General features: G+C 65.4%; 17 protein-coding genes. 6 read left to right on the forward strand and 11 right to left on the reverse strand.

Annotated elements, in window-relative coordinates; translation table 11 throughout:
• Nucleotides 1–166: 166 nt before the first annotated feature.
• The 8 genes from ACWHYV_RS13090 to ACWHYV_RS13125 all read right to left on the reverse strand — a co-directional run bounded on the left by ACWHYV_RS13090 (nucleotide 167) and on the right by ACWHYV_RS13125 (nucleotide 13,054).
• Nucleotides 167–601, reverse strand: a complete 435-nt coding sequence (locus ACWHYV_RS13090) for an OsmC family protein (protein WP_447976935.1) — start codon at nucleotides 599–601, stop codon at nucleotides 167–169.
• 272 nt (nucleotides 602–873) lie between these two features.
• Nucleotides 874–1,347: a hypothetical protein gene (locus tag ACWHYV_RS13095; protein WP_447976936.1), complete on the reverse strand. Its 474-nt coding sequence runs from the start codon at nucleotides 1,345–1,347 to the stop codon at nucleotides 874–876.
• Between the two features lie 220 nt (nucleotides 1,348–1,567).
• Nucleotides 1,568–3,985 (reverse strand): phosphoenolpyruvate synthase, encoded by a 2,418-nt coding sequence (gene ppsA / locus ACWHYV_RS13100; RefSeq protein ID WP_447976937.1) that lies wholly within the window; start codon nucleotides 3,983–3,985, stop codon nucleotides 1,568–1,570.
• 212 nt (nucleotides 3,986–4,197) lie between these two features.
• Nucleotides 4,198–5,934 carry an alpha-glucan family phosphorylase gene (glgP, locus tag ACWHYV_RS13105; RefSeq protein WP_447976938.1) on the reverse strand — a complete coding sequence of 579 codons (1,737 nt, stop codon included), beginning with the start codon at nucleotides 5,932–5,934 and terminating at the stop codon, nucleotides 4,198–4,200.
• Between the two features lie 109 nt (nucleotides 5,935–6,043).
• Nucleotides 6,044–7,330, reverse strand: coding sequence for an MFS transporter (locus tag ACWHYV_RS13110; RefSeq protein ID WP_447976939.1), 1,287 nt, complete (start codon nucleotides 7,328–7,330; stop codon nucleotides 6,044–6,046).
• Nucleotides 7,331–7,451: 121 nt separating this feature from the next.
• Nucleotides 7,452–9,860, reverse strand: a complete 2,409-nt coding sequence (locus ACWHYV_RS13115) for a phosphoketolase family protein (RefSeq protein WP_447976940.1) — start codon at nucleotides 9,858–9,860, stop codon at nucleotides 7,452–7,454.
• Between the two features lie 156 nt (nucleotides 9,861–10,016).
• Nucleotides 10,017–10,682, reverse strand: a complete 666-nt coding sequence (locus tag ACWHYV_RS13120; RefSeq protein WP_447976941.1) for a response regulator — start codon at nucleotides 10,680–10,682, stop codon at nucleotides 10,017–10,019.
• Entirely contained in the window at nucleotides 10,679–13,054 is a 2,376-nt protein-coding gene (locus tag ACWHYV_RS13125) for a PAS domain-containing sensor histidine kinase (protein ID WP_447976942.1), read from the reverse strand. The genes ACWHYV_RS13120 and ACWHYV_RS13125 overlap by 4 nt, the downstream gene beginning before the upstream one ends.
• A 182-nt stretch (nucleotides 13,055–13,236) precedes the next feature.
• On the opposite strand from ACWHYV_RS13125, the gene ACWHYV_RS13130 reads away from it, so the two are divergent.
• Nucleotides 13,237–13,761, forward strand: coding sequence for a hypothetical protein (locus ACWHYV_RS13130; RefSeq protein ID WP_447976943.1), 525 nt, complete (start codon nucleotides 13,237–13,239; stop codon nucleotides 13,759–13,761).
• Between the two features lie 17 nt (nucleotides 13,762–13,778).
• The gene (locus ACWHYV_RS13135) at nucleotides 13,779–14,474 is read left to right on the forward strand and encodes a response regulator transcription factor (protein WP_447976944.1); all 696 of its coding nucleotides are present in this window, start codon (nucleotides 13,779–13,781) and stop codon (nucleotides 14,472–14,474) included.
• 106 nt (nucleotides 14,475–14,580) lie between these two features.
• Here the strand turns inward: ACWHYV_RS13135 and ACWHYV_RS13140 are convergent, their stop codons facing one another.
• Both ACWHYV_RS13140 and ACWHYV_RS13145 read right to left on the reverse strand, forming a co-directional pair.
• Nucleotides 14,581–15,939: a TolC family protein gene (locus tag ACWHYV_RS13140; protein ID WP_447976945.1), complete on the reverse strand. Its 1,359-nt coding sequence runs from the start codon at nucleotides 15,937–15,939 to the stop codon at nucleotides 14,581–14,583.
• Nucleotides 15,940–16,114: 175 nt separating this feature from the next.
• The gene (locus tag ACWHYV_RS13145; RefSeq protein ID WP_447976946.1) at nucleotides 16,115–16,630 is read right to left on the reverse strand and encodes a hemerythrin domain-containing protein; all 516 of its coding nucleotides are present in this window, start codon (nucleotides 16,628–16,630) and stop codon (nucleotides 16,115–16,117) included.
• 77 nt (nucleotides 16,631–16,707) lie between these two features.
• Between ACWHYV_RS13145 and ACWHYV_RS13150 the strand changes: the two genes are divergently transcribed.
• From ACWHYV_RS13150 to ACWHYV_RS13165, 4 genes are all read left to right on the forward strand, one after another.
• Nucleotides 16,708–18,054: a DUF3422 family protein gene (locus ACWHYV_RS13150; RefSeq protein WP_447976947.1), complete on the forward strand. Its 1,347-nt coding sequence runs from the start codon at nucleotides 16,708–16,710 to the stop codon at nucleotides 18,052–18,054.
• 67 nt (nucleotides 18,055–18,121) lie between these two features.
• On the forward strand, nucleotides 18,122–18,763 hold the full coding sequence (locus ACWHYV_RS13155; protein WP_447976948.1) for a hypothetical protein: 642 nt from the start codon (nucleotides 18,122–18,124) through the stop codon (nucleotides 18,761–18,763).
• Nucleotides 18,733–19,764 carry a substrate-binding periplasmic protein gene (locus tag ACWHYV_RS13160; protein ID WP_447976949.1) on the forward strand — a complete coding sequence of 344 codons (1,032 nt, stop codon included), beginning with the start codon at nucleotides 18,733–18,735 and terminating at the stop codon, nucleotides 19,762–19,764. Before ACWHYV_RS13155 ends, ACWHYV_RS13160 begins: the two co-directional genes overlap by 31 nt.
• Complete coding sequence (locus ACWHYV_RS13165; RefSeq protein ID WP_447976950.1) at nucleotides 19,761–20,537, forward strand: Tll0287-like domain-containing protein; 777 nt, start codon at nucleotides 19,761–19,763, stop codon at nucleotides 20,535–20,537. Before ACWHYV_RS13160 ends, ACWHYV_RS13165 begins: the two co-directional genes overlap by 4 nt.
• Before the next feature lie 52 nt (nucleotides 20,538–20,589).
• On the opposite strand, the gene ACWHYV_RS13170 is transcribed toward ACWHYV_RS13165, so the two are convergent.
• Nucleotides 20,590–21,720, reverse strand: coding sequence for an ABC transporter permease (locus ACWHYV_RS13170; protein WP_447976951.1), 1,131 nt, complete (start codon nucleotides 21,718–21,720; stop codon nucleotides 20,590–20,592).
• Nucleotides 21,721–21,725: the final 5 nt, after the last annotated feature.

The raw sequence follows: 21,725 nt of genomic DNA on the forward strand, positions 1-21,725 counted from the left end.
CATGCACTGTTTGACACGACGCCAGGAGCGCAGCGGTCGCTCATCACGAGCCACGCGACTAGCGAATTCAACGTAAAACGTGCGGAGGGTAAACTCAGGGCAGTCTAGGAAGGCCAGGATGCCTTGTCAAGGTGCCGACCTCACCTACGAGGACTTCTAAAACCGCCTACATCATAACGACGTCAAGGCTGATATGGCTCTTCACCGACCTGGAGATCAGGCAGTGGCGTTCGGCCTTTTCCATCAGTTCCTTGGCCCGATCCGCGTCCGCGGCCCCCGCGAGCCTGAGCGCGACTTTGACGGCGACCGACGTGACTTGAAGGGCCCCGTCGACCAACTCGACGCGCCCCTCGCCCTCGCTTTCATAGCCTTGGAATCCAAGGCCGGCCCGCTCGGCAAAGGCCAAGAACGTGCTCATGATGCACACGGTAATCGACGCGACGAACAGGTCCTCGGGCGACCAGATGCCCGCGTGCCCTTTGAATTCGGGCGGCGTCGCCACCTGAAGGTCCGGCTTGCCTGCCGACGACAACGTCCCCTTCTTGGCCTCCGTCCATTTCAAGCTGGTTCGATACGTATACACCTTGCTGCGGACTTCCATAGATCACCCCCCAAAGATAGTGATGAGTGCAGAGTGATGAATGATGAGTTGAGGAAGCTCCACAGATAGTGATGAGTGCAGAATGATGAATTGCCCATCCTCCATTCATCGCGCATCATTCATCATTCATCACTCGTTATTCTATGCCAAAGATAGTGATGAGTGCAGAGTGATGAATGATGAGTTGAGGAAGCTCCACAGATAGTGGTGAGTGCAGAATGATGAATTGCCCATCCTCCATTCATCGCGCATCACTCATCATTCATCACTCGTTATTCTATGTCGCCGATCCACTCGCCGATGTAGTGGGTCAGTGCGACGACGAGACAGGCGATCCCGACGTGCTCCGCCACGACTTTCCACGGCCTGATCTGCTGCTGGTTCGCGAGGTACACGCTGAACGCGGTCAACAGCACGAGCCCCCACAGCACGCTGACGGCCACCGCCGTCGCCAACGGCAGTAGCGCAATCGGCAGAATGAACGTGATCGCCACCAGAAACTTTGCGAGGAACGTGGCGATGGTCGATTCCCAGATCTCCGCCGCCGTATGGAGATTGCGCGACTCTTCGGAAATATGGATGCCGAGGGCGTCGGAGAAGGCATCGGCGATCGCGATCGTCAGAATGCCGCCGACGACGGCGGGCGTGGAGCGCGTGCTGGAATGCAGACCGACCATAAGGCCGAGCGTCGTGATGATCCCCGAGGTGAACCCAAAGCTGACGCCTGTCTTGACCGAAAGCTTCATGCTTCTAAATAAGAAAGACGTTGAGTCCGTTAGGTCCGTTGAGTCCGTTTTGTCCGTCAAGGGAACGAAGATGCATGAAAGACGTTGAGTCTGTTGAGTCCGTTTATTGCGGTGGTAGAGGGACCGTTCCTCCCCTTCGTAAGGGGAGGCTAGGTGGGGTCGAAGCCGTTCGGCTCCCCCACCCCTCCTTATCAAAGAGGGGCTTCTGGCGTCACGGACCTCACGACGTCACTGTTTTCTGCTCCATCTCGACAATCGCCTTCGTGGTCTTCAACACCGCATCGGGATTCAACGAGAGACTGTCGATGCCTTGCTCGACGAGAAAGCGTGCGAACTCCGGATAGTCGCTCGGGGCCTGCCCGCAGATGCCGATCTTCCGCCCGGCGGCCTTGGCACGCCGAATCACATCGGCGATCATGCGCCTGACCGCTTCGTCGCGCTCGTCGAAGATCGGAGCGATGATTTCCGAGTCGCGATCGACGCCGAGGATGAGCTGCGTCAGGTCATTGGAGCCGATCGAGAAGCCGTCGAAGATCTCCGCGAACCGCTCGGCGAGGATCACGTTGCTCGGGACCTCGCACATCACGTACACCTCGAGACCGTGCTCCCCGCGACGCAGCCCGTGCGCGGCCATTTCCTCCAGCACCCGGCGCCCCTCCTCCACCGTCCGGCAGAACGGGACCATGAGCTTCACGTTGCGCAGCCCCATCTCGTCGCGCACTTTCTTCATGGCCCGGCATTCCAGCGCGAAGCCCTCGCGGTACCGCGGATCGTAGTACCGGGAGGCGCCGCGGAAACCGAGCATCGGGTTTTCTTCGTGCGGCTCGTACCGCGCCCCGCCGACGAGGCCGGCGTACTCGTTCGACTTGAAGTCGCTCAGACGGACGATCACGTCTTTGGGATAAAAGGCCGCCGCGATCATGCCGACGCCTTGCGCGAGCTTGTCGACGAAAAACGCCGGCTTGTCGCCATACCCGGCCGCGATCCGGTCGATCTCGGCCTTGACCGTGCCATCGTCCAACCGCTCGTACTCCAGCAGCGCCAACGGATGGACCTTGATCGAGGTCCCGATGATGAACTCCAGCCTGGCAAGGCCGACGCCGTCGTTGGGGATCGACGCGAGCGCGAACACCTCTTCGGGGTTCCCGACGTTCATCATCACCTTGGTCTTCGGCCGCGGCAGGCCCGACAACGGGATTCGCTCGACGTCGAACGACAACCGCCCCTCGTAGACGTATCCCGTGTCGCCCTCGGCACACGAGACCGTCACGATCTGACCGTCCCTGATCACCTGGGTCCCGGTGTCGGTTCCGACGATCGCCGGGACGCCCAACTCGCGGCTGACGATCGCCGCATGGCAGGTCCGGCCGCCGCGGTTCGTGACGATCGCCGCCGCCTTCTTCATGATCGGCTCCCAATCCGGGTCCGTACGATCCGTGACCAGCACCTCGCCGTCGCGAAACTCGTGCAGCCGGTGCGCGTCGGGGATGACGCGGACCGGTCCCGCGGCGATCTTCTCGCCGACGCTCCGGCCGGCCGCGAGCACGCGGCCGCGCGACCGAAGATGAAAGATCTCGACGACCTCACGGGACTTCTGGGACTGCACCGTTTCAGGCCGCGCCTGCACGATGAACAATTCTCCGCTGCGGCCGTCCTTGGCCCATTCCATATCCATCGGCGTGAAGCGGCCCCGCTTGGCGCTGTAGTGGTCTTCGATGAGGCAGGCCCAGCGGGCGAGCGTGAGGATCTCATCGTCGGTCACGGCGAACCGGACACGGTCAGGGGCCGGCACGGGAACGGTTTTCGTCATGCGTCCCCCGCCGATGTCATAGACCAGCTTGAATTCCTTGGTGCCCAAGCGCTTCTGCACGATCGGCCGGAAGCCCTGCTTGAGCGTCGGCTTGAACACATAGCATTCATCGGGGTTGACCGAGCCTTGGACGACCGTTTCCCCGAGGCCATAGGCGGCGTTGATGAGCACGACGTCCTGGAATCCGCTTTCGGTATCGATCGAAAACATGACGCCGGAGGCGGCCAGATCGGAGCGGACCATCCGCTGGACGCCAATGGACAGGGCGACCCGAAAATGATCGAAGCCCTTGTCCGTGCGGTACGAGATGGCCCGGTCGGTGAACAGGGAGGCGAAGCACCGCTTGCAGGCGTCGAGGAGAGCCTGATGCCCCTGTACATTCAGATACGTTTCTTGCTGCCCGGCGAAGCTCGCATCGGGCAGGTCCTCGGCGGTCGCACTGCTGCGTACGGCGACGTCCGCCTGCTCCCCGACCTCCGCGCTCAAGCGATCGTAGGCCTCGACGATCGCCTGCTCCAACTCCCTCGGCAGGGTCGCCGACAGGACGGCGTGCCGGACCGCGCGCCCGCGGCGACGCAGGTTCTCCATGTCCTTGGTATCGAGGTCGCGCAAGAGCTCGCGGATGCGCCGATCGACTCCGGCGTCCTCGAGGAACATCCGATAGGCCTCGGCGGTGATCGCAAACCCGTTCGGAACCTTGACGCCCTGCCCGCTCAACTCGCGGTACATTTCGCCCAACGAGGCGTTCTTCCCGCCCACGAGGGCGACATCATCGAGCGTGATCTCGTCAAACCATTGAATCGCGCTGGTCGTGCGATCGGTCGGCATGAGCCCTCCGCTGGAAGGTGAGATCCATGTGATTCCGTCCTACCTTCTCGTCTGCATTCTCGATGCCAACACAGCGCACCGCCTGATCGTCCAGTTGCGGAAAGAGGCCCGTGGCGTGAGGCCTGTCGGGACTGCGCCTCGGGCTCTACCGTTCGCGTCCTCGAAAGCAAGCACGTCGGCAGGAGAGGCTACGGACCGAAACAGCCGTCGTGTCACCCCGCAGGCACGGCACGGCGGACGGAGTCTTGTAAGTAGGCTCCGACCATGCGATAGGCGTTGTGCACGTACTGCGCGACCATGCGCTGGGTGTTGAAGAAGCTGCCGTTCAACGCCATGGCGTGCCGCATGATGTCGATGTAGCGCGCGCGATCCTTGTAGAAGCATGGGATCACGGTCTCGCCGAGCTTGTGATACAGGGCCTCGGCGTGGCAGGCGTCCATCCCCGCCTTCGGCTCCAGGCAGGCTTCGACGCGATCACCGATCGACCAGCCGGTGACGCCTTCGATGTGTCCCTCCACCCACCATCCGTCGAGGATGCTCAAGCTCGGCACTCCATTGACGGCCGCCTTCATCCCGCTGGTGCCGGACGCTTCGAGGGGCGGCAACGGCGTGTTCAGCCACACATCGACGCCGGAGCACAGGAGGCGCCCGAGCGCCATGTCGTAATTGCCGAGGTACGCGATCGCGATGCGGCCACGGAGGGCGTCTCGGACCCGGAACACCTCTTGGATCAATTCCTTTCCCTCGCGGTCTCGCGGGTGCGCCTTGCCCGCAAAGACGAGCTGAAACGGCCCCACCCGCTGGGCGAGATCGTTCAGCCGGTCGAGGTCGCGGAAGATCAAGGTGGCGCGCTTGTACGCGGTCGCACGGCGGGCGAACCCGATCGTGAGCACCTTCCAATCGAAACCGGCGTTCGCCTCGTGATTGACGGTATCGACCAGCATCCGTTTCGCGGCCAGGTGCGCCTCCCAGATGGGCTCGTCGGGAATGCTGATCGCGTAGCGCAGCGACAGTTGATCCCGCCGCCAGTCCGGGAGATAGCGATCATAGAGCGCATGGAACGAAGGGGCCGCCCATGTGACCGCGTGGATGCCGTTCGTGATGGAATGGATGGGGTAGCCCGGGAAGAGGGTTTGCGAGACTTCGCCGTGCTTCATCGCCACGCCGTTGATATAGCGCGAGGCGCGAAGCGCCAGGTCCGTCATGTTCAACCCCGTATCCTGCCCGCACGCCTTCAGTCGGTTCCAGAGCGTCTCCCCCAGCACCCGCCTCGCCATGTCGGCGCCGAACTGGTCATGCCCGGCGGGAACCGGCGTGTGGGTGGTGAACACGCACGACTCGCGCACCCGTTCGAGGGCCGCGGGGACCGTGGCGCCGTTGGACAGCTCTTCGTCGAGCCGCGCGAGGACGAGCAGGGCCGCATGCCCTTCGTTCATGTGATACCTCGGCACCCGTTCGTAGCCGAGCGCGCGGAGCATCCGAATCCCGCCGATGCCGAGAAGGACTTCCTGGCAGAGCCGCTCGTAGGCCTCTCCGCCGTACAGCTCGTCCGTCAAACGCCGGTCCGCCGGCGAATTGTCCGGCATATCGGTATCCAAGAGAAGGACCGGAACGTGAAAGCCCGAGACGCCGACGACGCGATACCGCCAGGCCCGGATCCGCACCCGGCGGCCTTCGAGCTCGACCGTCGCAACCGTCTCCACCGGCTCCACGAAGTCTTCCACGGTCCAGGCGACCGGCTCCTCCCGCTGCCGCCCCTGCTCGTCGAGCCGTTGATAAAAGTATCCGTGCCGGTGCAGGAGCGTGACCGCCACCATGGGCACTTCGAGATCGGCGGCGGAGCGAATGGTGTCGCCCGCAAGGATGCCGAGCCCGCCGGCATAGGTCGGCATGGAGGGCTCCAAACCGATCTCCATGGAGAAGTAGGCGACGAGCGGCTGATCGGGCATGGCATGACCAGATTGTGCAAGCCCTGGGCCCGGCTACCCAAGGCCACAAGGCCGTGGAATCCGGGTGGATCGGCCCGGCACTGGGGAATCGTGCCCCATCGCGGCTTCTTCAGCGGAGATGAGTGGTGCGGGATGCTACACCCGAGGGGATCGCATGCCTAGCTGCGTGATTCCCGGCCGGCGGAAACTGGAGCGCCAGTAGACCGGCCGCGAGCAGGGCCATCCCAGCGCCGAAGACGAACGGCGCCGACGGGCCGAAGCCCGGCCAGGTCCCGACCCCTTGCCAGAGCACTCCGGCGATGACCGAGGCCGGGAGATCGAGGATGCCGACGACCGCGCTATGGGTGCCATAGGCCGTTCCCCGCAGCGGCTCGGGAACGAGGTCGGCGATCAGGGCCTTGGCGGTGCCGTAGGTCAGCCCATAGTAGGCGCCGTAGAGGAGATACAGCACCCAGACGTGTCCCGGATCCTCGATGACCGCGAACCCCGCATAGACGGCGGCATAGAGCAGCCATCCGGCGAGGATCATACGGCGCCGGCCCAGCCGATCCGAAAGGTGGCCCGCCGGCGTCGCGACGAGGGCATAGACGAGGTTGAACATGGCCAGGAGGGCCAAGATGCCGACGACGCTGACCCCGCGCTCTTGTGCGCGGAGGACCAGGAAGGCGTCGGACGAATTGCCGAGCTCGAAGACGCCGACGATGAGCATGAACAGGGTGAACGGCCGGCCGAGCCCGCGGAACCCCAGATGCAAGGAACTCTCCCCACCTGCGGCCGGGACGTCGCGCGCGCCCCAGGCGAGCACGGCGACTGCCAGGGCGGCGGGAACGAGGCTCATGACCACCAAGAGGCGAAACGCCGGCTCGCCCAGCTCGACCTGAGTCGCCTGCGCCCACCAGACGAGGCCGAGCGCGACGAGCACGCCGGTCGTCGCGCCCGCCGTATCCGCCGCGCGCTGAAACCCGAAGGCCAGGCCGCGCTGCTCGGCCGCCACCGATGCGGCGACGAGCGCGTCGCGGGGCGCCGTCCGGATGCCTTTACCGAGCCGGTCGATCCACCGGACGCCGGCGACGAGCCCCCAACTGCTCGCGAAGTAGAAGCCGGGCTTGGAGAACGCCGACAAGGCATAGCCGGCGACCGCCGGCCACTTGCGGGTCCGCCAGCGGTCCGAGAGCTGGCCGGAGACGACCTTCAACAGGCTCGCGGTCGCCTCCGCCACCCCTTCGATGAGGCCGATGACCGCGGTCTTGACTCCCAGCACGTTGGCGAGAAAGAGCGGCAGGACGTTCAGGATCATCTCACTCGAGATGTCCATGAAGAAGCTGGCCGCCCCCGCCGCCCAGACGTTCCGGGGCAGAGCGGCGAGGCCGGCTGATTTTTCAGTCGTCGCGGCCACGAGGACGGCCGCAGGTTAAGGTTAAGGTTGAGGGTGAGGTGTGAAAGATGAGACTCGGGATGGCCAACCTAACCCTCTTCTCCCCCATTCATCACTCGTCACTCATCACTCAGCACTCTCTTCACGCCTCCCGCCACTGCCAGTCGGTGATCTCCGGTGGATCGATGCCGTGTTGCTGAATGTAGACGCGATGGTCGGCCAACTTGCGTTCATACCGCACGACGAGGCTTTCGGCGTGCGCCGCCCGGTGCGGGCTGTGTGCGGCGATCTTCTGAGCGGCTTGGATGACGAGATGGTAGCGGCTCGTCCGGTTCCGGACCTGCATATCGAACGGTGTGGTCGTGGTCCCCTCTTCCCGGTAGCCGTTCAGATCGAAACGTTCGTTGTGCGGCCGTTCCCAGAGCAATTGCTTGATCGCCGCGGTATAGCCGTGGAAGTTGTACACGACCGGGCAATCCAACGGAAACAGCCGCTGGAACCGTCCTTCTTCCAGGCCATGCGGGTACTTCTGGGGGATCCCGAGCACGAGCAGGTCGGTCACGTTCACGACCCGGACTCTCCACTCGGGGGCCTCCTCTCTCAAGATCGACGCCGCGGCCAGCACCTCCAGTGTGAGATTGTCTCCCGAGCACGCGAAGAGGATCTCCGGGTCTTCTCCGTCGTGCGTGCTGGCCCACCGCCAGATCGACGCGCCGACCCGGCAGTGCTCGCGCGCCTCGTCCAAGGTCAGCCACTGCGGCATCGGCTGCTTCCCCGCGATCACGAGATTGATGAAGTTCGTCACCTGGAAGCAATGCTCCATCGTGACCAGGAGCGAGTTGGCGTCGGGCGGCAGATAGATCCGGTAGATGTGGCCCTTCTTCGTCAGCAGATTGTTGATGAATCCCGGCCCCTGATGCGAATACCCGTTGTGCTCCTGCCGCCAGGCTTCGGAAGTGAGCAGGTAGTTCAACGACGAGATCGGCAGCCGCCAGGACACCTCCAGGGAGGACTTCAAGAACTTCGCATATTGGTTCATCATCCCGTCGACGATGTGGAGAAAGGCTTCGTAGCACGGGAAGACGCCGTGCCGCCCCGTGAGCAGGTAGCCTTGCAGCCACCCCTGGCAGTTGTGCTCGCTGAGCACTTCGAGGACGCGCCCGTCCCGGCTCGTCTGTTCCGTCCCGTCCGGGAGCGGCCAGACGTACTGCCGATCCGTGGCCTCGAGCACCGCGCCCAAGCGATTGGATTCCAGCTCGTCGGGGCAGACGATCCGAAAGTTCCGCGCCGCTTCGTTGAGGCGGACGACGTCCCGGAGATACCGCCCGAGCTGTCCGACGTTGCCGACCAAGGGCCGCCCGCGCGCCGTGACCTCGACGGCGTGGTCCGCCACGTCGGGAAGACGGAGCGGCCGCCGCATCCTGCCGCCCAACGCATGCGGATTCATGGCCATCCGCTGCTCGCCGGCCGGACACAGGGCCCGGATATCCTCGGCCGGGCGCCCGTCGCGATCGAACAGCTCCCAGGGCCGATACGACCGCAGCCACTCCTCGACGACGTTCAAGTGCGCGGGGTTTTCTTTCGCATCCTTGGCCGGCACCTGATGCGAGTGGAACGTCCCCTCGATCCGCGTGCCGTCCAGCCGGCCGGGTCCCGTCCAGCCCTTGGGCGTGCGGACGATGAGCATCGGCCACCGCGGGCGCGCGGGCGGCGAGCCGGCCCGCGCGCTCCGCTGCAAACCGCGGATCTCCTCGTACGCCCACTGCATCGCGGCGTCCATGTCCTCGTCGATGTGCTCCGAGAAGGAGACGATGCGGACTCCGTACCCGTATCCTTCGAACAGGTTGGTCAATTCGCCGTCGTTCATGGAGCCGAAGATCGTCGGGTTCGCGATCTTGAAGCTGTTCAGATGCAGGAGCGGCAGCACGGCGCCGTCGGTGTGCGGATTCAGAAATTTGTTGCTGTGCCAGGCGCCCGCCGTCGGCCCGGTTTCCGCCTCGCCGTCGCCGACGATGCAGGCGACGATCAGGTCGGGATTGTCGAACGCCGCGCCGAACGCGGTCGCCAGCGCGTAGCCCAGCTCGCCCCCTTCATGGATGACGCCCGGGTACATGGGGCTCAAGTGGCTGGGGAACGCGTCGGGCCACGAAAACCACGTCACGAAACGCTCGAGTCCTTCCCGGTCCTGGGTCAACGCGGGAAAGAACTCGGTCAGCGTGCCCTCCAGGTACATATTGGCCAGGTTCGCGGCGGCGCCGTGGCCGGGGCCCGTGATGAGCAGGATGCCCGCGCCGGTCCGAAGGATCAGGCGGTTGAGGTGCAGATAGATCAGGTTGATGCCCGGGGCGGTGCCCCAATGACCGAGCAGCCGATCCTTGATGTGTGCGGGCTCGAGGGGCGCTTCGAGCAAGGGGTTGGCCCGAAGATAGATTTGCGCCGCCGCCAAGTAATTCACGGCCCGGCGGTACCGCTCCATCGCCTCCAGGTCCTTGCGAGCCTCGATCCGGGCGCCTCCCGCGCGCCCCGTTGCCAGTCCGTCCACGGGCTTCATACGTCCTCCTCGTGCTGTCACGGGTCCTCGGCCGCTCCGAGCACTGTACCAAGGTCCCCGGAGCCGCGTGAGGGGGCGTTCGGTCGTCGAACGGTCGTACTTCGGCTGACAGCCCGGGCTCCGTCCTGGCGCACAGGGACCACGAGCTGTCGGGGCTCAGGGGCTGACCAGCCCTTCTGCAATGGCGTACTTGATCAACTCGGCCGTCGAGTGCAGGTCCAGCAGATCCATGATGCGCGCCTTGTGGAATTCGACCGTCTTGATCGAGATGCTGAGCAGCCGGGCGATGTCCTTGGTCCCTTTGCCCTCGGCGACGAGCTGAAGGACCTCCCGTTGCCGCGGCGTGAGGCTCGCGAGCGTCGGGCGCAAACGCGGGCGCTCCGGCGGCTGCAGGATCGACTCCAGGACGTCCTTGGTGATCAGCGGGGTGATGTAATGCTGGCCTTTGAGCACGGCCTGAATGGCTTGGGTCAGCTCCGCCGCCGCGGATCGCTTGAGCAGGTAGCCGCTCGCCCCGGCCTTGAACGCTTCGGTCGCATACGAGGGACTGGCATGCATGGTGACGAAGATGAGCTTGCTCTCGGGGACCAGTTTCCGGATCTGATGGGCGGCGTCGAGGCCGTTCAGCAGCGGCATCGAAATGTCGAGCAGGATAATGTCCGGACGAAGGCGCTGCGCCGCGTCCACGAGCGCGCGGCCGTCTTCGATCGTCCCGACCACCTCGCAGCGGCACTCTCCGGCGGCCTCGCTCTCGAGCAGGCGCTGGAGGCCGGCGAGCATCAAGGAATGGTCGTCGGCCAGGAGCACGCGGACCTTTTTCATGCCGGGGGCTCCCGCCAGGGGATCCAGGCGGCCAGGCGCGTGCCTTTCGTCGGCGAGGACTCCATGCGATAGAGGCCCTTCAGCAGCCGCACGCGCTCCTCCATGCTCAGCAGGCCCAGGCCCTTGTGCTTCGCCCGCTTGTCCGCCAGCGCGAAGCCGCCTCCGTCGTCGGCCACCCACAGGGCGATCCCCGACGGCGAGCCGGTCAAGTGGACCTCCGCACGGGTCGCCCGGGCATGCTTGAACACGTTCTGCAGGCTTTCCTGGACCAGCCGGAACAGGCAGGTGGCGATCTCGAGCGGCACGTGGCTTGGGACCTCGCGCGCGACGAAGGCCACCGGGATCGTGGTCCGCCGGCTGAACTCGCCCACGTGATCGCGGACGGCGGCTTCCAGCCCGGCGTGTTCCAGCAGCGAGGGGTGCAGTTTGTAGGCCAGATCATGGAGGTCGTCCGACAAGGCGCCCAACTGTTCGCGAAGCCCGCGCAGCTCGGCTCCGATCCCGCTGCGCGGCAGTCGCCGATTCCGCTCCAACGTCTCCATCCCGACCGCCAACGCCGCCAACCGCTGATTGAAGTCGTCGTGGAGCTCGCGGGCGATCCGCCGCCGCTCTTCTTCTTGCGCGGTGATGAGCTTGCCCGTCAAGACTTCGAGCTCATCCCGCTTGTCCTTGAGCGCCGACTGGCTTTGCTCCAGCGCCAACTCCATGCGTTTGCGCTCGATGATGTTGATGATCGAGATGACGACGCCCCGCGCGCCCATGAGCGGGCTGACCTGCATCAAGAACCAGCGCGCTTCTTCGGCCGCATGGCAGGGATACTCGGCCGAGAAGCTGCTGCGTTCACCGGACAGGACGGACTCGACGCCGGCCAAGATCCCCTCCGCGTCGGCGTCGCCCGCGGCGATCGCCCGTCTGGCGACGTCGAAGTAGCTCTGCCCCACGGCGAGGCGCTGGAGCAGCGGCGCCTCGTCCCGGCCGGCGAATTTCTTCCAGGCCTCGTTGGTGGCGATCGTCGTCCCCGTGCCGTCCAGCACGCAGATGTGCGCGTCCAATGAGTTCAGCACCCCCCGCGTGAACTCTTCGGCGCGGCGGAGGGCCCTCTCGGCCTCTTTCAGCGAGGTGACGTCCACGACGAGCACGAAGCACCCCTTGACCTCGCCGCGATCGTCCCGGTCCGGCACGTAGTTCACCTGCATCCAGCGCTCGGCGTCGGGGTCCATCTGCATCGGGTACTCGAAGGAGACGCCGATCCCGGCGAGCGCGCGCTCCAAATGCGGGGCGACCGTCGCGAAGTTCACGTCGCCGACCACATCCACCACGCGTTGTCCGACGATGTCGGCCGCCGGACGTCCGAAGAACTGCTCGTATTGCTTGTTGACGAATCGATACCGGTGACTCCGGTCCACGTAGGAGAAGAAGGCCGGGACGTTGTCCGCAAGCACCCGCAGCTCGTGTTCTCTGGCCCGCAGCGCCTCTTCGACCTGCTTGCGTGCGGTGATGTCGCTCAGCGCGCCCGCCATGCGGAGCGGCCGCCCCTCGGCGTTCCACAGCGCCTGCCCGCGCGAGAGAAACCAGCGATACTCGCCTCCCTTGGTTCTCAGCCGATGCTCGATCGCGTACGTGGATCGGTCGGCCAGGTGTCGAGCCAACGCCTCCTGCACCCGGTCGGCATCGTCCGGATGGAGCCGCGAGAAAAACGTGTCGGCCCGGTCCGGCGGGCCGTCCCCCTCGTCGTAGCCCAGCAGCTCCTTCCATCGGGGCGACAGGTAGGTCTCCCCGGTCAGCACGTTCCAATCCCAGATGCCGTCGTTCGCCCCGAGCACGGCGAGCGCATAGCGCTCTTGGCTTTCCCGCAGCGCGTCCTCGGCATGGCGCCGCTCGGTGATATCGAGGCACGACCCGATGAAACCCAGGCACCGGCCGTCGGGACCGAATCGCGGCGTCGCCATTTCGAACATCCACCGATAGCATCCGTCGGCCCGCCGGAGCCTGAACTCCATCGTGAAGGGACGCCGCGCGTCGAATGCCTCGGTGCACTGCGCCAGGCAGGGACCCCGGTCGTCCGGGTGCAGCCCCTCGACCCAGCCGTCGCCCAGTTCCTGCTCCGCGGTTCGGCCGGTGAACGCCAGCCACGCCTTGTTGAAGAACACCCCGCGGTTGTCCTCCCCCGACATCCAGATCATCATGGCGCTCGCATCCGCCATCTCGTGGAAGCGGGTGTCGCCGTGCGAGCAGAGCCCCTGAGCGGGGCCCTTGGTGTGGTCCCGCCGTTCGGACCTCGCCTCCGTGCTTCGACCGGACGCGCTGTCGGGTGCCGGCTTGCGGGATGGCTTGGCGCCGGCCGGTGCTCGTCTCTTTCGTCCTGGCTTCATGCGGCTGGTGATCACTCGAGGCGGAGCCGATTGACTGGCCGATTCTAGGGAGAACAGAGGGCGGCCGCAAGCAACTAGTAAACTCCCGCGCCCGGACTGGGACAACCCCCGGTTCTGTCCCATCCGGCCCTACCGGTAGAGTACGAGTCGATTTGGCGGAGCGGTGGCGGAAGGATCATGACATGGACCACGCGTTCGAGAGGGCCGGCATTCACCCGGAGCGTCGCATGCGGAGCATACCCGCCCTCATCGCAGAGTTCCTGCAAGACGGCGGAGAGAGCGTGAGCCGGCCACCGAGCGACCCGTGTCGAGAGAGCGGGATTCTCGTCCTCTCGGATTCTCTGGCCCTGCTCCACGCCAATCGGCAAGCCCTGGATCTGCTCCGGATCGCGCACGGATGTCCCGCGGACACCCCCGCTCTGACCTTGCTCTCCCCGGTCCTCGATCGCCTTCGCCGGGACCTGGAGCGATTTCGACAGCAGCCGCGCCGTCAGGACGAACGCCTCTGGACCCGCCGGATCATCGGGTCGGGTGAGACGAAGATCCTGCTTCGGGGATTCGAGTTGCGGGCGTCGTCCAAAGCGCGCTTCCTGCTCGTCCTGTCCTGCGACCGCCCCGAGTCCACTCAAGGGTCCCCGACGGCGGGGGACGCACGGAACGAACGGTCGAGTATCAGGCCCAAGCCCTCGCCGAACGACTCCGTCTAGCGCCGAGGGCCGTACTGATGGAGCTGCCGGACAACCCACCCCTTCCACCCTGCCGCGGTCGCCGGCGGGTCGTGCTGGTCGACGACAACGACTTGGTCCTCCAGCTCCTCAAGACGATGCTGATACGAGCGCATCCCGAGCTGGTCCTGGAGGTGTTTTCCTCCTCGCGGGATGCCCTGACCCACCTGGAGAGCCACGATCACGCGGTCCTCGTCACCGATTTCCACATGCCCGTCGTCGATGGGTTGACCCTCGTCGCCGCGGCCAAGCGGCGACAGCCCGAGATCCAATCGATCGTCGTGACCGGAGACCCGGACAACGGCATCGTTCAACGGGCGCTCGCGGCCGGAGTGTACGATCTCTTGAAGAAGCCGCTCGACTGTCAGGATGTCACGGCGGTGGTCCTGGAAGCCTTGGAGCTGCACCGCCTCGCTCGCCGCCAGAAAGCCGACCACCTGCGACTTGAACGCTGGCGGGCGAGGCTGACCGAGCCAGAGAAGAGCGCCGGGCACAGCGGTGCCCCGCCGTGCGGCGGTCGGACTTCCGGCCGCCGGACGGCCGATGGGAAGGACGGCCGAGGCATCGGCGCCGACGAGATCCGCCGGCGTCTCGAGTCCCTGACTGCGGCGGTACGGGCCCGAGAAGTCGAGCGCGACGCGGCGTATGCGCGGGCCGAGCAGCGCCTGCGGCAACGAGTACGGGGAGACCGGTAAAAGCGGTGCGCCTCACCGTCAGCGCTGTCAAGAGCTCTCGATAGCGCCCGTGCCCGCCGACCCGAGTTCCATGCGGTCATCGCCACGCTCGCATCACGGCCGAGCTTCAATACAGGGCATCAAGACGGCCCTGAGCGCGCGCCAGGTTGATCCGCGAGGCGTTGAACCGGAACAGTGCCTCGGTCACGTTGTCCCGCGCCCTCGCGAGCGAGGCCTGGGCGTTCGTGACCTCGATATTGTTTGCAATGCCCGCAGAGAACCGATCGCGGGCCAGCTCCAATTCCTTCATGGCGAGCCGCAAGCCCTCTTGCGCGACGGTGACCTGCCGGCGGGTGGAGGCGAGCGTGAGCAGCGCATCCCGGACCTCCAAGCTCACCTGATCGGACACGTCTTGCATCCGGATCGATTCCTGCCGAACCTTGCTGCGGCTCTCCGAAATCCGTCCTTCCCGCTGCCCGCCGTCGAAGATCGGCACCGAGAGCGTGACTCCCACCGTGCGCGTGGCCAGCGCTTCATCGGGCTTGAGGCCGATCCACCCGTAATCCCCGTTGAACGCCAAGGACGGTAAGCGCTCGCTGGTGATCGAGCTGAGCGTGAGCGAGGCGAGCCGCTCGCGCTTCGCCTGCAGTTTCAGCTCGACCCGGTGCTCTCGGGCGACGCCGAGCGCTGCCTCGGGCGCCTGCTGCTCAACCTCCATGAGCTTCAGCTCATCGGTAAGCACCAGCCGGACGTCGAAGCCGACGCCGAGCGCACGTAAGAGCGTGAGCTTCGCCCGGTCGCGGTCGCTCTCCGCGACGAGCAGACGCTGCTTTTCGTTTTCCAGTTGGACCTGTTCGCGCGTGACGTCGATGCCGGTGGCGATGCCCACCGCTTTCCGGTCCTGCGCCAGCTTCAGCAGTTGCTGGTTCAAGTCGAGGTTCGCCAGGCTCGCGCTCACGGCCGCGTCCGCCCGCAAGGCTTCGACGTACAACAAGGCCACCGTCGCCACCGTATCGCGTCTGGTCACCTCGGCGTCCAGCTCGGCCACTTCCAAGCCGGCCCGTGCCGCCTTCCAGCGCTGGAGGAGACTCAAGCTGAAGATGTTTTGCACCAATGTCGCTCGCGCGTCGTAGACATCGAACGGCTCGGTGACCGAGCCGGGCACCCCTAACTGTCTCACGCGGTCCGGTGGAATACCGAAGGCGGCGAGGTTGACGGTTTGGTTGCGCGCGTTGACGAATCCGGACAGGTTCGGCAAGAGTGCGCCCCGGCTCGTGTCCGCCACGCCCTGCGCGGCGAGAATCCGCTCCTTGAACAGACGAACGGTCGGATTGTTGTTGAGCGCCGCTTCGATGGCGTCATGGAGACTCAACCGCAGCTCGGGCGGCTCGGGCTGGACCTCCTGTTGCGCCTGGGCTTCATTGACCCACAACGACCACCAGACACACCACACCGCCGTCGCCACGACCATGATCTTGCCCATCATCGACCTCCCGCGGAAATGTAGGGTCCAATCACAAAACGCAAGGCCAGTGCCATGTATACCTCGATTGGAGGAACCACGCGAGAGACTCCTCACATTCGGAACGCCGCCCACGCGGCCGGCCGCCGGAAGGCAGGGGTATCCTGCTACAGTCCGGCCGGCGGGGTGCTGACGAACGCTACAGCAAGTCGGGCGGAACCGAGCAGCCGGCGCGCTCCAGCGCTCGGCGAACAGTCTTGGCCACGGCGGGTGTGTCGGCAGGGGGCAGGACGTTGACGTCAGGGACCTCGTGCAGGCGGGCAAGGAGCGCTTCCACCTCGGCGGCAGGCAACCGATCGGCCGCTTCGTAGAGACCGTGGGGCCCTTCTTCCAATTCGTTGTGGCTGGCAAGAATCGTGCGGATCATCGTCACGATCCCGGGCTTCGGGGACGGCATCAGGAGCGCCGCCAACGCGCCGTGATCCAGACGAAGCCTTGCCGCCTGACCATACGGCTCTCCGGACGTCCGCTGGATCGCGGGCACGAGGAGCTTTTCTTCCATGCCGATGTGCCTGAGCAGGCCCGAGCGGAAGCCATCGTAAGCCGCCTGATCGACGGCCCCTTCCGGCGTGAAGGCGCGGATGAGCAGACCGTCGAGCCGCCGGTGATCGGCGGCCAGATACTGTGAAACCGGTCCCGGGGGACGAGCGGTCATGGTTCTCTCGCCGTTCAGTTGCACACGAGTGAACCCTTACGGTACAAGGGTCCAGACCATCCGAAAAGGGACGTGCCATGACGAGCGTGCATCGGGCCGATGAGGAAGACTTTTTGCGCCGCCTGCATGAGCGGCCGCACAGGAACGTGGAAGAATGGCTGGAAGCGCCCGCCCATGTCCATCACGTCGCGTACCGCATGGCGAATCCTCCTCTCGACCGCCCGAAGAGCCGCGAGGAATTTCAACACCTCCTGACCTGTCTCGACATCCCGCCGACCGCCGCCGTCGTCCATGACAAGTTCGGATACGGCGTCAAGACCGACGCCGGCGGGGACCGGCTGGTGGTCGTCTGGGAAGCGCATACCGAATACTACAGCTATCAGGTCTGGCATGTCCCGTCCGATCACACCAAGCCGCTGGCCTTCGGCCCGCTCGTCCTCCCCAATTATCTCTTTCCGCTGTCGCCGTTGGGATTGCGCGTCAACGCGCTCGACATCCTCATCACCGGCGAGCCGCAGCCCGCCTTCCAGATCGTCAGAGGCCTGATGCCCGGGCCCACCGTCTACGGCAGCCGAATTTTCGGCGACGCCGTCGCCGTCACCACGACGTTCACGCCCGACGAGCACGGCCGTGAACGGTATCTGGTCGCCGGGCCATCGTTGCAGGCGCCGACGACCCGGCTCATGCAGGTCGTGGATGCGATCGTCAAGATCGAGACCTACTACCATTTGATCCTGATGCAGAAGCCGACATTCGCGGTCGCCGTCGATGAAGTCTACACGTTCGAGCAACGCCATTTGAAGCAGCGTGAGGTGATCAGCGCGCAGATCAGCACGGCCACCTCGCTGTCGCTGCAGAAATGGCTCAACGCCTTGACGTATGACTTGATGAGCGTCAATCGGCTCGCGGGAAGGATGTACTATGAGCTGTCCGCGGCGGTGCCCTATGACAAGATCGTCCACCGCACGATGCAATCGCTCCAAGAAGAGGCCCTGCCGCCGCATCCCCTCTTGTCGGATTACCTCGTCGGCGGCGTGACTGGAGCGGCCGAGGGCTATCAGCAACTGCTGAGGCGGATCGAGACGCTGCGGAACGGCTTCGAGGGCATCATCGGGATCATCCGCGCCCGGATCGACCTGCTGCTGGAGAGTCAGAATCTCTCGCTGTTGTCCAGCGTGGATCAGACCACCAAGAGCCAAGCCCTTCTTCAGTACACCGTCGAAGGGCTCTCGATCATCGTCATCGCCTACTATCTCAGCGGCCTGGGCGGGTACCTCTTCAAGGGTCTCCATGAAGTCGGATGGCTGCACCATCCCGCCGCATGGACCGCGGGGTTCGTTCCGGTCGCGATCGCGCTCTCCTTCGCGCTCACCACGCTGAGCCGGAAGATTATTCACAGGCGATTGTTCAAGAAGGGTGACTAGCCTCCGGACTCTGCTGTGGCGGCGTCGTCTCGTCCGAGAAGGGGAACGGTTGATCCTTGGGGGCGACATGGCTGAGCCCGCCATGGGATCGGCTCTCGCGCTCCGCTGCGTCTGCGTCCTCTCCCGGCCGCTCTCGGTGGCCGTCCTGATCCTGGCCCTCACGTCGGCCGCCTGCGCGGACGATCTTCCCCCGGAATGGTTCCCCATCCGTCCGTTGAATTTTGACCTCGCGCTGCGGCAGCAGACGTTCGCGCCGAATGATCGGGAGGTGACGATCCAGGCGGGGGTGACGGCGTATCGGGCCGGCAACGTCGAGGTCCGGGCGATCTATCAGTTCTTCAGCGTCCATACCGAGGAATTCAAGACGGACCAGCACGCGGTCTTTCTCAACCCTCGCTGGAACAATTTCATCGATCTGCTCAATTTTCCAAGAGGAAAGCCGATCAACAGAGTCATTCGCCATATCCTGTTCGGGCCCCTGGAAGACCGGGCGGTTCCCTATGTCGGCGTGCTGGCCGGCGCGATCATGCCGGGGCCGGGGCACGGGACACCGGGGCATTTGTACGGCGGCCAAGTCGGCGTTCGGTTTCCCGTGGCCCGTGCGCTCGCGCTGGACCTCGGGCTCCAGTATTCCCGCTATGCGGTCGAGTTCCGCGGCGAAGGACATGAGGCGCAGCAATGGGTGTTCTTGACGGGTGTGCGATTCTGAGGCCCGCGCGCGGGTGGATCGGCCTCTGGCTCTGCATCGTGGGCCTGGCGCTCCAAGGGTGCGGCTTGGTGTTCGACGCCGTCCGCTATGTCTGGCCCCTTGCCACCGATGAAGTCGATGCGATCTGTGTCCGCGGCCGGCTGCGGGTCGGGATGGCCGTGGAGCCGTTTCGTCCCTTCGTGTTTCCGGCCACGTGGACGGATGAAGGCGCGAAGGTCACCGGCTTGGACGTCGAGCTCGTCCAAGAGATCGCCGGCGCCCTGTCTCGCACCTGCGGAGATCGCCCGGTCCGGCCGGTCGTGTCCCTCGTCCGCTTTCGCGACCTCTTCGTCGAGCTGCACGAAGGCAAGCTCGATCTGTTCGTCTCGGCGGTCACCGCCAATCTCCCGGCGCCGGCCCGCGCCGGCCTCGCCTACTCGATTCCGTACTTCATGGACGGGGGACTGAGCGCGCTGGTCCGCGAGGAGCAGGCAGACGCGCGCCTGCGGGCCGCCCTCGGAGCTCCCCGCGTCACGGGCGCCCGGCTCGATGGGGTCGCCGGGCTCACGATCGCCGTCCAGGAAGGGACCGCCGCTCATCTGTACGCCGAATCCACGCTGCGCGGCGTCCGGCTTCTCGTCTGCGATTCCCTTCCCGCCGCCTTCGAGTCCGACGATCCTCGGCCGGACGTCATCCTGGGAAGCTATCCGATCCTCGACTTCATGGCCCGCCGGGTTCGACCCGGGTGGCGGCTCGTGCAGACCGAGGGCGGCGGCGTCCTTCTCTTGAGCCGCGGGCATTATGCGGTCGTCCTCGCCGAAGAGACCTACCGGCTGCGAATGACCGTCGACGACGTGCTGTTCCGTCTCTGGCAATCGGGGCGGCTCGAGGCCATGCGCCGGCGGTGGCTTCTCGACGAGTACGCGTACCCGCGCCGGGCCGCCGCGGAAGGCCTCCCCTTTACAGCCGAGCAGGTGCTCCAGCATTATGACCAGGGCCGATGTCGAATGGACGCATCATGAGCGCATGGGCGGCGGGGTGGCGGGGGGCTTGGGGGCGTCGTCTGCTCGGCCTGAGCTGCGCCCTGCTGCTCACCGTGTGGGGCGACGGCCACGCCGTCTCGATCGAGGAGGCGGAGCGTTCGGCGCACCTGTTGGCGGTGCTCTTCGATTCGGGCCGGGTCGTCGTGGATCGCAACGAGGGTTTGATCGATGATCCGCACAAGGGTCCCAAGGGATTCACGGAGGACGTGTTCGAGCACCAGGTGCGGGACGAGTTCCTCCGGCGAACCGGCCTCGATCTGTTTCACCTGGACAAGGGTGCCGTGCCGGCCCCGGCCAAGGAGTTGCTGCCGTGGCTGCTCGAATCCAGCAAGCAGGTCGTCGATGAAGCGCAGCTCGTGATCAATCAGCGCGGCATCGGGTACAAGAACTTCATCCCGGCGACGTTCGGAAGCCGGACCGCGGCGCGCTTTTCGAGCCGCTCCCACGTCCGGCTGAAGCAAACGGCGCTGCGCCCGAGAAACCCGAAGAACGCGCCGGACGCCTACGAAGCCGCGGTGCTTCGCCGCTGGGCCGCCCAAGCGGCCGACGGGACCGCCGAGACCTCCCGAGAGGTCGTGGAGGACGGACGGATGCTTCGCGTCATGACCCCGATCTTCTACCATGCCCACTGCCTCGCCTGTCACGGGGAGCCGGCCGGCGCCATCGATGTGTCGGGGTTTCCCAAGGAAGGCGCCCGCGAAGGCGACTTGGCCGGCGCCATCAGCATCAGCATCCCGTTGGACGGCCGATAGCGGCGACCGACCCTCCGGACGAGAGCCGGGCTCGACACGGCCCCGTGACGGCTCACGCCAGCGTCTTCTGAAACCGCCTCGTCGCCACCCACAGCGTGACGGCTCCGAGCAGGAGCAGGGCCAGCATCTGCGGCCACAGGATCGCCGGCCCCACGCCTTTGAGGAAGATGCCCCGGATGATCACGAGAAAGTACCGGAGCGGGTTGAGATAGGTGAGCCATTGGACGGACTCCGGCATGTTGGCGATGGGGAAGACGAAGCCGGAGAGGAGCATGGCCGGGAAGTAATAGAAGAACGCGCTCATCATCGCCTGCTGTTGGGTGCGGCTGATCGTCGAGATCAAGAGACCGATGCCGAGCGTGCTCATCAGGTAGAGCCCCGTGGAGAGCAGCAGGAGGAGGAGGCTGCCCCGAACCGGGACCTCGAACCAGTAGGCGGCGATCAGGGCTACGAGGATGACGTCGGCGAACCCGATCAGCGCGAACGGCAGGGTCTTGCCGAGGATGAACTCGGCTTGCCGAATCGGCGTCACCATGATCTGCTCGATGGTGCCGATCTCCTTCTCCCGCACGACCGCCATGCTCGAGAGCATGAGCGTGACGAGCGTGACGATGAGCACGATGACGCCCGGGACGTAGAAGTTCCGGCTCTCCAGATTCTCGTTGAACCACGCCCGCGTCTCCAGGACCACGCGCGCGGGAGGCGCCGGCTGCCCGGTCGCCCGGATGAACCGCGTCTGCAACACCGTCTCGCTGAACCGGCCCGCGATCCGCCCGGCATAGTCGAGCACGATGCCGGCCGTGTTGGAGTCGGTCCCGTCGACGATGATCTGCACCGGCGCGGTCTGCCCGGCGCGGAGGTCGTCCCCGAACCCCTTGTTCATCCGCAGCACCGCTTTGACTCGGCCGCGGTCGAGCAGGTCCCGCACGTCGGCCTCCCGATCGAGGTAGGCCACGACGTCGAAGTAGCCCGACCCGGTGAACCGGGCGATCAGCTCGCGGCTGGCCCGGCTGTTGTCCAGGTCGAAGACGGCGGTGGGGATGTGCGTGACGTCGGTGGTGACGGCATAGCCGAAGACCAGCGTCTGCACCAGCGGCATCACGAAGATGACGGTCCTCATCCGTGGATCGCGAAAGATCTGGATGAATTCCTTGATCAGCATGTGCGTGATCCGTTCGAGCATCGTCC

The organism is Candidatus Nitrospira bockiana (assembly GCF_965152565.1).